Genomic DNA, 14960 nt, shown 5'->3' with positions numbered 1-14960 from the left:
TTGCATGCTATCAGGAGGGACTACATGGGCGACGCTGCACAAACTTTGGGCACCTCGACGTTCGAGCGGATGAAGGCGATGATCCTTGATGGGACGTTGGAGCCGGGCGCTCCGTTGCGGGAAAAAAACTTTGCCGACCGTCTTGGTGTATCTCGCACGCCCGTGCGTGAGGCTATCAGCCAATTGGTCAGTGAGGGGTTTGCTGAACGTGCAACCTCCGGCACACCTGTGGTCAGCAGTATATCGCTGGCGGACATTATGGAGATCCTGCATGTCCGCAGTCTGCTGGAGTGCGAAGCTGCGCGCAAAGCGGCTCTTTCCAATGGAAAAAAGGATGATTTGTTGGAGTTGAGGGCAAAAATTGTAGGGTTTTTGGATGGCATTCGCCCTAATTCCGAAGCGCATTTTGCGCTCGACGTCCAGCTTCACCTCGCGATTGCCCGCAATGCAGGGTCACGGTTGCTGGCCGAATTGATCGAAGGATTGAAGGTCAAAACCCGCATGTATGGCCAAGGGTCTATACCTGAAAGGTTCGAGCCGGGCTGCCATGAGCATCTGGCGATCATCGACGCGATCGTGAGCGGCGAGCCTGAAAATGCCGCTGAAGCGATGAGGTTTCATCTCAAAAAAGTTCGCGAATCGATCATCTCGCACATTAATCACCCATTCTGACCTAATAAGCTGCACTGCGACCGCATTTTTTCTGACAGGCGTTGACTCGGTTTTTTTCTTGTATACCGTCTGCATACCAAATCAGAAATTCAGGAAGCTGCATGTCACAAATAGCCCCTCAAAGACCCACTGGCGGAATCATCCTTGCGATTACGTTTCAGTATTATCGCGATCTGCCGACCGCGATGGCATTCTACGAAGATGTGTTGGGATTCGAGTTGGCCATTGATCAGGGTTGGTCGAAAATCTACCGGATAGACGGTCAGGCGCATCTTGGTCTGGTCGATGAGGCGCGCGGAATGCAAAACTGGGCCGAGGACAAGACGGTTCAGATTTGCCTGCGCGTGCCGGATGTGGATGCATGGTACGCTTGGGCCCAGTCGCAAGGCGTTCCGGGAATGACCGAGCTGCGTGACAGTGAGGAGCTGGGCATACGTTCCTTCGCCATGAACGATCCTGAAGGATATCAGATCGAGGTGCAAACCGCGAAGCCGGGCCACTGATAATCAAAGTATAACCTAAAGAGGCGGCACACCGCCCGAACGACCTCACGCGAAAGCGACCAACAAAGGAGTTATCATGAAAAATCTAAGTCAAAATGCGTGGCGCATTGGGATTCTTGGCGCGACATTTGTCGTCGCCAGTGTAGGTGTTACGCTGGCCCAGGAGAAATCCGTGACGATCGGGCTGACGTCTGACCCTAGCCATCTGTTTCCGCTTGCTGGAGAAGAGCTTTCGTCGAACATCATGTACTACCACCTGTACGACCCGCTTGTTTCGCGAAGCCCCGAACTGGAATTCGGTCCCGGTCTGGCAGAAAGCTGGGAGAACGTGGATGATCTGACATGGCGGTTCAAGCTGCGCGACGGTGTGACGTTCCATAACGGCAACGCATTCACGGCAGCCGATGTTGTCTACACCGTTGAGAAGGCGCGCGCATCGATCCGCCCTGATCTTGTTGCGAATGTCGCTTCTGTTACTGCTATCGACGATCTGACGGTCGAGATCACGACGCCGAAGCCATATGCTGTGCTTCCCAATGATCTGGCAGAATTGCTGATCCTTGATGAGGAGTACACGACCCAGACCGGTGATGAGCAGATGGACCTCAAGCCTATGGGCACAGGTCCCTACATGCTGGATGAGTGGATCAAGGAAGAGAAGTTGGTGCTGACGGCCTTCGGCGATTATTGGGGCGGTGCGCCCGCGATCCAGACCGTCACGTTTCGCCCGATCACCAATCCTGCGACCCGCACTGCAGCGCTTCTGACGGGTGAGGTCGATGTTATTCAGGATCTCGCGGTACGTGATGTCGATCGCGTAAAGTCCGAGGACGCATTTGAGGTTATTACACGACCAAGCCTGTTGAACGTTGTTCTTGCGATGGACACCCGCGAGCAGTCGCCGACCATCGAGGGCAAGAACCCGATGACTGACCAGCGCGTGCGCGAAGCGATTGCCCGCGCCATTGACGTGGATGCGATCAACAAGATCGTCATGAACGGGCTTGCCTCACCATCGGCACAGTTCGTGCCCGAAGCTCACTTAGGCTTTGTTGACGGGATGGATTTCCGCGAAATGTATCCTGTAGATACTGAAAAAGCCAAGGATTTGCTTGCGGAAGCAGGGTATCCTGACGGCTTTACGATGACATTGGATGCGACGAACAACCGTTATGTCAACGATGCGCAAATCGCTCAGGCGCTCGCATCGATGCTCGCCAAGATCAACGTTAATCTTGAACTGAATATCATGCCCAAGTCCAACTTCTGGGGCTACATCCGCGTCCCAACTGAAAACTCCAGCTTTATCATGAGCGGCTGGGATGTTCCCTCGGGAGATGCCGGTTCGATGTATGGCGCGCTATTCTATAGCCGTGACAAAAAAGAAGGCTATGGGCAGGTTAACCGCGGTTCCTATTCCAACGCTGAACTGGATGCGCTGATCGACAAGGCGGACTCCACGCCCGACCTCGCCAAGCGTGACGAATACCTGCAGGAAGCGACCAAAATCCTGATGGCTGATATTCCGATGATCCCGATGCACTATGAGCAGGATATTTATGCAGTACGCAAAGGTATTACGCTTAAACCGCGCGTGGACAAATTTATCTCGGCCTTCGAAATGGACGTCGACTGATCCTGATAATTTGCGCGTCCCGCAGCTCAGATGCTGTGGGGCGCGCGTTTATTTCCCTTCAATGAAAGACGGCCCGTTCCGATGTTTGGATATCTTCTCAAACGGCTGATACAGATGCTGCTCGTGCTGTGGGTTGTCTCTGTCGTGGTTTTCATGATGATGAGCTTTACCGGTGATCCGGTTTTCATGATCGTGCCGATTGACGCTACAGACTCTGAAATCGCGCAGGCGCGCCGTATTCTCGGGCTCGACCAGTCTTTGATTGTCCAGTACTGGAAATTTCTCACCAGCCTGTTGCAGGGTGACTTCGGTCACTCTTATGTTTTTCGCCAGCCCGCGATGACACTGATCCTGGAACGCTTGCCCGCGACTGTTGAAATGGTGCTTGTCGCGATGGTTCTGGCAATCGTCATTGCGATCCCTCTGGGCGTTTATGCTGGCGCGAACCCGAACGGCCGGCTGAGCCGTACGATCATGTCAGGGTCGTTGCTTGGGATTTCGCTGCCCGGTTTTTGGGTCGGCATGGTTCTGATCTATTTGTTTGCAGTCAACTGGGGGATATTCCCGTCATCCGGGCGGGGCGACACCGCAGAGGTATTCGGCTTGCGGCTGAGCCTTGTGACATGGGACGGCTGGCATCACATTATCCTGCCCGCGGTAACTCTGTCGCTGGGAACAATGGCCATTTTGTTGCGTATGACACGCGCGGGAATGATGGAGGTCGGGCGCCAAGACTATATGAAATTCGCGCGGGCCAAAGGAGCTACGCGTCGAGACGTTTTGTATAAGCACGGTCTGAAAAATGCATTGATCCCCGTTGTCACAATATTCGGCCTGCAACTGGGCGACCTCATCGCTTTTGCTACTATTACCGAAACGATTTTTTCCTGGCCCGGCATGGGCAAGCTGCTTATCGATTCAATTTACCGTGCCGACCGGCCCGTGATCGTTGTCTATCTGATGCTGGTTGCGGTGATCTTTGTTGTCATCAATTTTCTGGTCGATCTTGTCTATACGCTGATCGACCCGCGCATTACGCTGAAATGAGGGCATCATGACTTCTTTCCTCCGCTCGGAGTTCTTCCACAACTACACGCGCAGCACATCGGCCGTTATCGGCAGTACGTTTATGGCTCTTTTCGCTTTTGCGGTAATCGCCGGTCCGTTTCTGGTGGCACAAAACCCATATGACATTGCTTCTTTGAACCTGATGGACAGCTACAAGCCACCCGTTTGGCTTGAAGGAGGCGATGCGCAATTCGTGCTGGGCACGGACGGGCAGGGCCGCGATGTCTGGGCATCGATCTTGTATGGTGCGCGTATTTCAGTTTTTATCGGTCTGGTGGCGATGATCGCGTCTTGTACCATCGGGACAATACTGGGCCTAATCGCAGGGTTCTACGGCGGCATCGCCGATGCGGTCATCATGCGGATCGCTGACATCCAGCTTTCGTTTCCGTCTATTTTGATCGCCCTGTTTTTGATGTCGGCAGTGGGAACAGGCGTGGATAAGGTCTTGATCGCTTTGACGGCTGTTGGTTGGGTCGTTTACGCCCGCACTGTGCGCGGATCCACCTTGTCCGAAATCGAAAAAGAATACGTTCAGGCTGCGAAAGTTGCAGGGCTGTCTAATGCTAAAATTATCCGCAAACATGTTTTGCCCAACGTGCTGACACCACTCATCGTTATTGCGACAATACAGGTCGGAACCTTTGTCCTCATCGAAGCATCGCTCAGCTTCTTAGGTGTGGGTGTGCCGATCACCCAACCGTCGCTGGGCCTGCTGATCAAGAACGGATTCGACGTTCTATTTTCGGGGCTGTGGTGGACATCGGTTTTCCCCGGACTTGCGATTATGATGCTGGTCTTCGGGATCAACCTGTTCGGTGATTTCTTGCGTGACGAATTGAATCCGAGGTTGAAATGACTGTGCCTGATACTTTGCTCGATGTGCGTGATTTGCGCACTTATTTCCACACGTTTTCCGGCACGGTTAAGGCTGTCAACGGCGTAAGTTTCTCCATCGGCAAAGGTGAGGTGATGGGGCTCGTCGGCGAGAGCGGTGGCGGTAAATCAGTCGTTGGCTTTTCGATCCTCGGCTTGATCGACAGCCCGGGAAAAATTGAAGGTGGGGAAATCTTGCTGGAGGGTGAGAACCTTGTTCAGGCCGGCGAAAAACGGCTGCGCGAGATACGCGGGCGCGACATCGCTATGGTTTTTCAGGATCCCATGACCTCGCTGAATCCACTGCATACGGTTGGTCGTCAAATGGACGAAATGCTCTGCTTGCATACCGATCTGGACGCAGCAGCGCGCAAGCAGGCTTGCATCGATATGCTCGAAAGCGTCGGTATCAGCCGCGCTGCAGAGCGCCTCAACGCCTATCCCCACCAGTTTTCCGGCGGTATGCGTCAGCGCGTTGTGATTGCCATCGCCATGCTTGCGCGGCCGCGTCTGATAATCGCGGATGAGCCAACGACGGCTTTGGATGTAACAATCCAAAGCCAGATATTGAAGCTGATGCGCGCCCAGATCGCTGAAAAGGGCGCGTCAATGATCCTGATAACCCATGATCTGGCTGTCGTGTCTGAAATGGCGGATCATATTACCGTTCTTTACTGTGGCAAAGTCGTCGAGCGGGGGCGCACCCGCGATCTGATTTCGTCGCCGGCGCATCCATATACCCGAGGATTGATCGACAGTATCCCTGATCCGCTGAACCGTCATGCGCGGCTCAAGCAGATCCCCGGCTCGGTGCCCGATATCCGAAACCTGCCTGAAGGGTGCAATTTTCGGGACCGTTGCCCGCGTGCGCAGGCCCGCTGTGCCGAAGAAGAGCCGGTTCTACGCGCACAACATATGTCGCTAGAGGCGGCGTGCCACTTTCCACTGGTTCCGGGAGAAAGCGCATGAACGATGCGACACCCATGCTCGAAGTGCGTGATCTTGAAATGCATTTCTCCATCGGGGGCGGTGTGCTTGACCGCCTCAGGCTGAGCGCGAAGGGGTTCAAGCTTGACCGCCCCGTTGTCCATGCGGTGAACGGGGTCAGCTTTAAGATCGCGCGCGGCGAAATCATGGCCCTTGTTGGCGAAAGTGGTTGTGGCAAGTCCACAGTCGCAAAAACGATTGCACGGATTTATAAGCCTACGCGGGGGGCGGTGAAGGTCGATGGCGAGGATATTGCCAACCACGGATTTGCAGAAATGTTGCCGGTACGGGCAAAGATGCAGATGATTTTTCAGGATCCCTACGCCTCGCTTAATCCACGGCAACGCGTACGCGATATCGTGGCCGAACCGCTGTTGGAGCAGACCAAAAATGCTGCTGATCGCAAAGGCGTAGCGGCAAAGACCGAAGCGCTGTTGGCCAAGGTCGGCCTGAATGCAGAGCATGCGGGGCGCTACCCGCACCAGTTTTCCGGTGGGCAGAGACAGCGCATTGGAATTGCGCGTGCATTGTCGGTGACGCCTGGATTGATCATTGCAGATGAGCCGGTTTCTGCGCTCGACGTGTCCATTCAGGCGCAGATTCTCAATCTTATGATGGACCTGCGTGATGAGTTCGGTCTGGCATACCTTTTTATCAGCCATGACTTGTCGGTAGTGAACCACATCGCGGATCGGGTAGGGGTCATGTACCTCGGGTTCATGGTCGAAAACGCACCGCGTGATGTGCTGTTCGCCAAACCGCGCCACCCCTACACGCGCGCGCTCCTTTCGGCAGCCCCGAGCATAAAAGAAAAGCGCGACGTTGAAGAGATTACTCTTAGTGGCGAAGTGCCCTCGGCGTTGGAGTTGCCTTCTGGATGCTGCTTCAGGACCCGTTGCCCTTTTGCGTGGGAACGCTGCGCCAGAGAACGTCCGCTTTTGAGGGACGTTGGCGATGACCAGACTGTGGCGTGCCATTTGGTCGATGAACCTGAAAGGGATAAGATAAGATGATCATTGCGCAACCAAGGCTGGGCCTGCACGATCCCCATGACTGCACCGATGCGACGGATGAACTGACGATACTGCACGCGATTTATGATACGCTTGTGCGCCGTGTTGGGCAGGATTTCGTGCCACATCTTGCGCAGCGCTGGGAGGTCTCGACCGACGCGCGCCAATGGACGTTCTATTTGCAGCCTGATGTCACGTTTCACGATGGGACACGCTGTGATGCAGGCGCGGTTTCCGCTTGTCTGACCCGTATGGCACGGGAGGATAAGGGGTATACGCTTGGTGCGCCTGCTGTCTGGCGCCAGTTTTTAGGCGGCGCACAGATCGACGTATTGGACGAGCGAACGTTGCAGTTGACGCTTGCTGCCCCGATGGCGGATCTTCTTGATGTGCTGGAGCAGGGTTTTGTCGTCGCACCTTCGGCTTTTGCAGCACTGGACGCGGAGGATTTCAGCGTTCAAATCGGATCGGGTCCCTATAGGTTGATCAAGATCACTCAGACCCAAATCACCGCAGAGCGGATAGCAGGCCACTTTGCCGGTGAGGCTGCAAACGCGCGTGTAACATGGCAACTGGAAGCTGATCCGCAACAGCGTCTGGAACTGCTGGAACAGGGCAAGGTGCAGGCTGCCATTGGCCTTGATTTCGAAAAATCGCGGCGTCTTGGCGAGATGCGCCACGAATTTCTGTCGCCCGTTGCGATCATATATTTGCTGAACGCGGCCCGTGGACCTTTGGCTGACGCAAACGTCCGTCTTGCGCTAAGCCTTGCCGTCGACAGAGAGGCTCTGATCACGACAGTCATGCAGGGGGCTGCCCACCCCTTGCGCGGATTTGTCAGTCCGAACCATTTCGGTGCGGGGCAGGGTAATGGTGCCGTGGTGGACCGCGACCGCGCGATGGCCCTTTTGGCCGAAGCAGGCTACGCCGAGGGCCTCACATTGAACGTGGACTGCCCAACGCGCCTTCCGGATGAGGCGGAGCGATTGACCGCTGCGCTGGGGGATCAATTGGCGCAGGTAGGTATCAAGTTACAGGTGTTCATCCATCCCGAAAGGGAGGACTACGCGCATATGGTGCGGCTTAAGGAAATCCGTGATCTGTGCGTGTTTGATTCAAGTCCGATGAGTACATACCGCGTGCTTTTCGAAAAAATCGATTCACGCGTGGCAGGTTCATGGTGGCAGGGGTACGCGAACCCCAAAGTTGAAGCGCTGATCGACGCAGGGCGTGTCACGACCAAACGCTTCGCGCGCGCCGAAATCTGGCGTGAGGCCTATAAAATGCTTCAAGATGATCCGGCTTGGCTGACGCTTTACAATCCTTTGCGCGTTATTGGTCTGGCAGGAAAACACCCTGATTTCAAAATGCCCGCCGACGGCGTGATTGATGTCGCCCGTCTTCCCAAGCTGAGCGGGGCATAACGATGCAAGCTGATATAATTTTGGCTGGCGGTACTGTGGTGACGATGGATCCGGAGCGCCGCGTGATAGAAGAAGGCGCCGTCGCTGTCGCTGGTGGCAAGATCGCTGCTGTAGGCACTGCCCATGATCTTCGGGCGCAGATTGAAACCACTGAGATTATTGATTGCACGGGTAAGATCATCATCCCCGGTTTGATCGACGTCCATGCCCATGCAGGGCATGGATTGATCAAATCAATGGGAATGCACGGGGGCGATCGGTGGGAGGACATCTGCGGTGAGGTTTACACTCAAGCGTCGCCGCCCGAATTCTGGTATGCCGAGGCACGGTTGGCCGCGTTGGAGCGGTTGCGTTTTGGCGTGACAACTGGCGTTTCCCTTTTGGGTGGTGGCGATACAATTATGCGAACGGATAATCCTGCCTACGCCGCTGCGCATTGTCGCGGGGTGGTAGAGGTGGGCACACGCAGCATGGTGGCCGTTGGTCCCACGCGTGCGCCACATCCGCGCCTCTACGCCGATTGGTATACCGGCGAACGGCGGCAATACGAAGTTAGCTTTGAACAACAAATGCAGACGTCTCGTGAGATTGCGGAAGTGTGGCATAACACCAATGAGGGACGTATTCAGATTGCAATGCTCTATCCCGTTTTGCGCGATGAGCACGAGAAAGATATGCCGCCGGAAGCCTATGCCGTAGCCTGCCAGCAGGTGCGGATTGTGCGCGCATTTGCCCGCGAGCGTGGTTTGATCTTTACTCAAGACGGCCATTGGCGTGGTTCCATCCGTAGGGCTGAAAAACTGGGCCTTTTGGGGCCGGAAACCCTGCTGTCACACTGTATTGATCTGCACGAGGATGAAATCACCCTGGTCGCGGCCAGTGATACGAAGATCGCCCATAATCCATCCGCGAATGCGTCGATTTTGGGCCGTTGTCCCGCGATTGAGCTAATGGCGGCGGGTGCTACTGTTGCGCTGGGGTCGGATGCGACAGCACCTGATCGTTCGAGTGACATGTTCCGTCACATGCAGCAGGCAATGCATTATCATCGTACCCATTTTCGCGATGCATCAGTTCTGCCGATCGGCAAGGCGCTGGAAATGTGTACTATTGCAAGTGCGAGAGCTCTTGGAATGGAAGGTCGCATAGGCTCGGTGGAGGTGGGCAAGGATGCTGATCTGACGGTGGTCGATTTGCGGCGCGCGCATCTTTACCCGCTCAATATGCCAGTTCACCGGCTGGTGTGTTTTGCTAACGGCAATGATGTCGACACCGTTCTGGTTGGGGGGCAGGTTGTTTTGCGGATGGGCCGACCAACGCGCGTAGACGAGGCCGAAATTCTTGACGACGCCAACGCACAAGCGGCGCAAATGATTACGCGTATCGGCGGGCAGAATGATCTGGAACTACCGTCAGATTTCTGGGGACAGGAAGGATAAATGAAATGACGATCTACATAATTAACCCCAATAGCAGCCAACACGTTACCGATGGAATTGACCGCGCGGTTGAGCCTATGCGCACAGCGAGCTCCGTCAGTATCGCTGCGCGCACTCTGGCCGAGGGCCCGCCCGGTATTGAAACCCAAGCGCATGTTGATGGGGTGGTTGGTCCATTGTTGACGCACTGCGCAGCACTCGAAGACAGCGCAAGCGCGTTTGTGATTGCCTGCTACTCTGATCCCGGTTTGGCCGCATTGCGCGAACAATCCTCACGTCCCGTCATTGGCATCGCCGAGGCATCCATTCTGACAGCAATGACGATGGGGCAGCGCTTTGGGATAATCTCGATCCTGTCGAAAAGTATCCCGCGACACATGCGCTATGTCGGTGCGATGGGAGTGATGGACCGGTTGGCCGCCGACATGCCGCTCGAGCTTGGGGTGTTGGAGCTGGCGGACGAAGAAAAGACCTTTGACCGTCTTAAAGTCGTGGGAACACGCCTGCGCGACGCTGCTATGGCGGATGTGCTTATTCTGGGCTGCGCAGGCATGACAGCCTTTCGCACTAATCTCGAAAATCACCTCGGCGTGCCCGTGGTCGAACCCTGTCAGGCGGCTGCCGCCATGGCAATCGGGCGCGTTGCGTTACAAAAGACACGATTGGACAAAGTATGAAACAACTGACAACTGACGCGCAGGGCGTTTTCGTGATCGCGGTGACACCCTTTCACCCCGATGGCCGGATCGATATGGAAAGCTGCGACCGGATGGTCGATTTTTATCTGGACGCCGGAGCGACAGGACTAACGGTTCTTGGCATGATGGGCGAGGCACCCAAGCTCACGGTAGAGGAATCGCGTGATGTCGTCGCGCGCATCCTGAAAAGGGTGGATGGGCGAGTGCCGGTCGTCGTCGGTGTTTCTGCTCCCGGGTTTGCGCAGATAGATGCACTCACTACAATGGTTATGGATCTGGGTGCGGCCGGTGTTATGGTAGCCCCACCCGGAAGTTTGCGCACCGACGACCAGATTATAGGCTATTACACCCAAGTGGCAGAGTTGATCGGCGATGTGCCATTTGTCTTGCAGGATTTTCCGCTCGCGACTGGCGTTCAGATGTCGTCGGGGATCATCGCGCGTATCGTCAACGATCTGCCGTCATGTGTTTGTCTGAAACACGAAGATTGGCCGGGGCTGGAAAAGATCAGCTATCTGCGCCGCGAAGGCGTCCTGAACAAACGCATCTCGATCCTGTGCGGCAACGGGGGCCTTTTCCTGCCAGAGGAGATGGCGCGCGGTGCTGACGGTGCCATGACCGGATTTGCATACCCAGAGATGATGGTAACGGTTGTGGAGCATTATACACGTGGCGAGCCCGACCGTGCACGTGATCTCTTTGACGCTTATCTCCCCTTGGCACGGTTCGAACAGCAGCCCGGTATGGGTCTCGCTATCCGCAAATACACCCTAGCGAAGCGCGGAATTATTGCGCATGACGCGTTGCGCAGGCCAGGGGCGGCTTTGTCGGAAGCGAGCCGCCGGGAGGTTGATCAGTTGATTATACGACAAGAGCAAAGACTTAAGGAGCTGAATTAATGGATCTGGAACTAGGTGGGAAACGCGCACTTGTGCTGGGGGCCAGCCGTGGCATTGGCATGGCAATTGCCAAATCCTTGGCTGCCGAGGGTGCTGTGGTATTCGCGGCAGCGCGCAGTATCGACAAGATCGAAGGCTGGGCGAACGGGATGGGCAACGTGCACCCTATCGAGCTGGATCTGTCAGCTATTCAAGCGGTGGATACCGTCATAGACAGGCTTCTGACCGAAGGCGGAGTTGATATTGTTGTGAATAACGGCGGTGGGCCACCCCCCGGTACAGCAGAGGCGACAGAGCGGGCTGCTTGGATTACCAATTTTGAAGCGATGGCGGCGAACCTGTTTCATTTGACGACACGCCTTTTACCGCCGATGAAAGAACGCGGTTGGGGCCGAGTGATTTCTGTCACGTCATCCGGCGTGGAGCAGCCGATCCCGAACCTCGCGCTCTCGAACGGTATTCGTGCGGCCTTGGTCGGTTGGTCCAAAACGCTGGCAGGCGAAGTAGCTGCTGATGGGATCACCGTGAATGTCGTAATGCCCGGGCGCATTCACACACAACGTGTTGATGAACTGGACGCAGCGGCAGCGAAGCGAACGCAAAAAGATGTGGCCGAAGTTGCTGCAAATTCGCGTGCAGCGATTCCCGTTGGTCGGTACGGAAAACCCGAAGAATTCGCTGATGTTGTGACATTCCTTGCGTCCGCTCGGGCTTCCTATGTCACAGGCTCGCGCATCCGCATCGATGGTGGCGCGATCAAGTCGATCTAGGCATCAAACTGGTTTTAGTCTGACGCGGCTTATAGTGGCGCCGCGTCAGTTAAACGGATTTGTTGTGCTAGGTTCTTGGTCCTTCTCGCTCGGTCCGACCCCGACACGTTGGACAAGATGCCGAGACTTGCGCATCAGTTAAGCAACGTGACTGGTCCATACGCATGATATGCATCGCGAGGCGACGGGTTGTCGGCATGGGACGATCCTCCGAAATGATGGATGATACCCGATACCGCGTTCAATGAGGTCTGCACGGCGCCTTCTACCCACGCAGGCGTCCAGCTTACGCCATCTCCGGCGATGAAAATTCCTTGTTGCTCGGGTGGCATGTTCTGCTGCATGAAATGGCCAAACATCCGGTGGTTATAGCGGTAGTGACCAGGTAGGGCGCCTTTGAAAGCGCCAAGGAAGTTCTCATCCGCTTCCCAGCTGACTGTGATCGGATCACCGAGGATATGGCTGCGGATATCTAAAGTCGGATAGATCTTGTTTAGTGCTGACAGCGCTAATTCCACACGTTTGTCTGTTGGCAAGGGAAGAACCTTCAGGGCATCGGTCATCCAAGAATAGCTAAGGCATATAACAGATGGTTTGTCCGGCCCGTTGTCGAAAAGATACGTGCCGCGCGTCATGCGGTCGGTCAATGTCATCGACATGATGTCCCGGCCGGTTTCTGGATCCTTGTCCTTCCAAAACGGACGGTCAACCATCACGAAGGTCTTTGCGGATTGCATAAAACGCGTGCGGTCCAGTGCCATCCATAAATCTTGTGAAAAGAGCGTTTCTTCGGTGTCGATCTGGGTGGATAAAAGATGGCTCTGGCACGTCACCAAAACCGCTTCAAAATCATCGGCGCGGCCCCACTTGTCCGTAACTTCGATTGTCGTCTCCGATTTGCGGCGTATGCGGGAAGCCCCACTTCGTGTCGCACCGCCATTAAGACCGGCAAGGCTGGTGGCTGACGGCCAATGGGCAATTTTTTCGGGGCAATGGGTCCACAGTTTGCGGGGCACCTGTTCAACGCCTCCGATAATGTAGCGTTGATGGTCATCGCATTCGGTTACATTAACCCGCAGTATCTCGAGCATTGAGTTGGGAAAGTCGGAATCCCAGCCGCCAGTCCCGAACCCCACCTGTCCGAATACCTCACGATGATGGAACGAAAGTTTTTGAAACGCCTCGGAGGAAGCGACGAAATCGTAGAAGGTCCGTTCGTCCCATGCCTTGACAAGGGGATCCCAAATTTCCTTGATACGGGGGATATCCCGATGTCTGATAGCCTGCTTTAGTGCGCCAAAGTTTGCGCCCTCCTCCAGTGCTGTGGCGTAGGCATGAGCAACTTCGGAAAAAAGGGGGGGCAGGTCGGCAAGTGTTTTCGCATAATGCGTCTTCCCGAGCAGATCGATCACGGTAGATCCGGCAGCAGGGGTTAGTGGATTGGGGAAGGGTGCACTCTCAAGTCCCAGCAAGTTGACGTAGTGGTAAAATCCGGTTGACGAGACAGGAAAACGCATGCCGCCCAGTTCAGCGATGACCCCTTCTACACCCTCGAATGGTTGGGACCGCAGCCGCCCGCCAAACTGGCCGGATTCGAAGAGGATGGGCTGAAGGCCGAGCTTCATTAATTCATATCCAGCTATGACGCCCGCCGCACCCGAGCCGATGATCGCCACCTTTGAGCCCAGAGCACTTGCTGGCAAGGATCCAATCCCCGACGGATGGCTGATCCAATCGTCATAGGCAAAGGGGAAGTCGGGGCCAAAAACAGTTACAGGTTTCATTCAGACTTTCCATAAAGGTCAGGTCTGCGGTCTCGCAGATGACATTGTTTGCCACGTGCAGTCTGCAACGCGTCGCGGGTAAGTGTTCCAAAAAACAGGCCGATATCGTCTACGCCCGCGCGGACCAGATCTTTTCCATCAGGGCCGCAAAGGCAAGATAACCCGTTGTAGTGAAACGCGCCTTCAGTTCCCAGATAGTTGCAATAAGCCACGTAAACCGCGTTTTCCTCGGCGCGCGCAGGGACGAGCCGAGTTGCGACGCTGTCGAATGGTGCCATATTCGCTGTTGGTGTGATTATGAGGTCAGCACCGCGCAGGGCAAGATCGCGTGCGACTTCCGGAAACTCGATATCATAACAAATCGCAAGTCCGATCTGCCAACCGCCAAGCTCGAATATGGGGGAAAGCATGGCGCCGGGGGAAAACTGTTTGCGATCAACATCGCCGTAAAGATGGGTTTTGTGATAAAGTGCCTGCTGAATACCCATTTCATCAATAGCAATACAACTGTTGAATGGCAGGGTCCCATGAGGTGCTGGTAATCCGATTATAAGCGCAATCTTATGATGTGCCGCAAGATCACAGAGTTGACGTTTCACATCCTCATAAACTTCGGAGTGTTTCCGAACTGCCGTTTCCCCAATGTTATATCCGCCTATGAACATTTCAGGTGACACAAGCAGATCAGCTTGGGCGCGTACCGCTGCTTCAACGGCTGCTGCCAGACGCTTGAGGCTGTTACCGATGTCATCATCGGGTGTTGTTTGCCAAAGAGCGATTTTCATAGAAAAGAATATTTTAGTGAAACTGATGATATCTGCATTATAAGCATCTGTTTTCCGGCTTTCAGTAGTGAAGCGAAGATTTGATTTCGACCTGAAAAGTACCTGATGTACTCGCCAATAGCCACGGGTTTCCCTGTGTTGAGTGTCAACGGGCTGTGTCGAACAAATCCCGCTTGCGGACGGTATTTCCCTTACCCCGGACGGATTTAGCTCACGGCCACGGTACCAGGTATACCAAGAGTTGCGAAGCCGTTGAGGATGGTGGAGCTTCGTTGCGCACGTTCGCACCTGTTGGTCCCTTGTAAGGTATGGAGACGGGCAACGTGTTCTGACGCCGACACAGGGTGGCGAAATCCGCCAAATGCCAGTCTTGCCTAACCCGTTTCATAAGGCTCTCCATAAACCG

At 55.1% G+C, this 14960-nt stretch carries 15 protein-coding genes; 12 read left to right on the top strand and 3 right to left on the bottom strand.

Annotation, left to right across the window (positions count from 1 at the left end):
* Positions 1 to 24: 24 nt before the first annotated feature.
* The 12 genes from C8N30_RS02550 (at position 25) to C8N30_RS02495 (ending at position 11985) form a co-directional block, all read left to right on the top strand.
* On the top strand, positions 25 to 672 hold the full coding sequence (locus C8N30_RS02550) for a GntR family transcriptional regulator (RefSeq protein WP_025062926.1): 648 nt from the start codon (positions 25 to 27) through the stop codon (positions 670 to 672).
* Positions 673 to 773: 101 nt separating this feature from the next.
* A complete protein-coding gene (locus C8N30_RS02545) occupies positions 774 to 1175 on the top strand; it encodes a VOC family protein (protein ID WP_025062925.1) in 402 nt (133 codons plus the stop codon).
* Positions 1176 to 1251: 76 nt separating this feature from the next.
* Complete coding sequence (locus C8N30_RS02540; RefSeq protein WP_025062924.1) at positions 1252 to 2811, top strand: ABC transporter substrate-binding protein; 1560 nt, start codon at positions 1252 to 1254, stop codon at positions 2809 to 2811.
* Positions 2812 to 2892: 81 nt separating this feature from the next.
* Positions 2893 to 3858 (top strand): ABC transporter permease, encoded by a 966-nt coding sequence (locus C8N30_RS02535; protein WP_025062923.1) that lies wholly within the window; start codon positions 2893 to 2895, stop codon positions 3856 to 3858.
* 7 nt (positions 3859 to 3865) lie between these two features.
* Positions 3866 to 4738, top strand: a complete 873-nt coding sequence (locus C8N30_RS02530) for an ABC transporter permease (protein ID WP_025062922.1) — start codon at positions 3866 to 3868, stop codon at positions 4736 to 4738.
* Positions 4735 to 5724, top strand: a complete 990-nt coding sequence (locus C8N30_RS02525; protein ID WP_037967954.1) for an ABC transporter ATP-binding protein — start codon at positions 4735 to 4737, stop codon at positions 5722 to 5724. Before C8N30_RS02530 ends, C8N30_RS02525 begins: the two co-directional genes overlap by 4 nt.
* Entirely contained in the window at positions 5721 to 6755 is a 1035-nt protein-coding gene (locus C8N30_RS02520) for an ABC transporter ATP-binding protein (RefSeq protein ID WP_025062920.1), read from the top strand. The genes C8N30_RS02525 and C8N30_RS02520 overlap by 4 nt, the downstream gene beginning before the upstream one ends.
* Positions 6752 to 8179 (top strand): ABC transporter substrate-binding protein, encoded by a 1428-nt coding sequence (locus C8N30_RS02515; RefSeq protein ID WP_025062919.1) that lies wholly within the window; start codon positions 6752 to 6754, stop codon positions 8177 to 8179. Before C8N30_RS02520 ends, C8N30_RS02515 begins: the two co-directional genes overlap by 4 nt.
* Before the next feature lie 2 nt (positions 8180 to 8181).
* Complete coding sequence (locus C8N30_RS02510) at positions 8182 to 9618, top strand: amidohydrolase family protein (protein ID WP_025062918.1); 1437 nt, start codon at positions 8182 to 8184, stop codon at positions 9616 to 9618.
* A 5-nt stretch (positions 9619 to 9623) separates the two neighbouring features.
* On the top strand, positions 9624 to 10295 hold the full coding sequence (locus C8N30_RS02505; protein WP_025062917.1) for an aspartate/glutamate racemase family protein: 672 nt from the start codon (positions 9624 to 9626) through the stop codon (positions 10293 to 10295).
* Positions 10292 to 11215, top strand: a complete 924-nt coding sequence (locus tag C8N30_RS02500; protein ID WP_025062916.1) for a dihydrodipicolinate synthase family protein — start codon at positions 10292 to 10294, stop codon at positions 11213 to 11215. The genes C8N30_RS02505 and C8N30_RS02500 overlap by 4 nt, the downstream gene beginning before the upstream one ends.
* The gene (locus tag C8N30_RS02495) at positions 11215 to 11985 is read left to right on the top strand and encodes an SDR family oxidoreductase (protein WP_025062915.1); all 771 of its coding nucleotides are present in this window, start codon (positions 11215 to 11217) and stop codon (positions 11983 to 11985) included. The genes C8N30_RS02500 and C8N30_RS02495 overlap by 1 nt, the downstream gene beginning before the upstream one ends.
* A 134-nt stretch (positions 11986 to 12119) precedes the next feature.
* On the opposite strand, the gene C8N30_RS02490 is transcribed toward C8N30_RS02495, so the two are convergent.
* The 3 genes from C8N30_RS02490 to C8N30_RS19920 form a co-directional block, all read right to left on the bottom strand.
* A complete protein-coding gene (locus C8N30_RS02490; RefSeq protein ID WP_025062914.1) occupies positions 12120 to 13769 on the bottom strand; it encodes a flavin monoamine oxidase family protein in 1650 nt (549 codons plus the stop codon).
* Positions 13766 to 14554, bottom strand: a complete 789-nt coding sequence (locus tag C8N30_RS02485) for a carbon-nitrogen hydrolase family protein (RefSeq protein WP_025062913.1) — start codon at positions 14552 to 14554, stop codon at positions 13766 to 13768. The genes C8N30_RS02490 and C8N30_RS02485 overlap by 4 nt, the downstream gene beginning before the upstream one ends.
* A gap of 211 nt (positions 14555 to 14765) precedes the next feature.
* A complete protein-coding gene (locus C8N30_RS19920) occupies positions 14766 to 14954 on the bottom strand; it encodes a transposase (protein ID WP_120222834.1) in 189 nt (62 codons plus the stop codon).
* Positions 14955 to 14960: the final 6 nt, after the last annotated feature.

Origin of the sequence: Sulfitobacter guttiformis, from assembly GCF_003610455.1 — a bacterium.
Taxonomy (GTDB): Bacteria; Pseudomonadota; Alphaproteobacteria; order Rhodobacterales; family Rhodobacteraceae; genus Sulfitobacter; species Sulfitobacter guttiformis.
The sequence above is the reverse complement of the archived record's forward strand: the minus strand, read 5'-3'. Positions and strand labels throughout refer to the sequence as shown.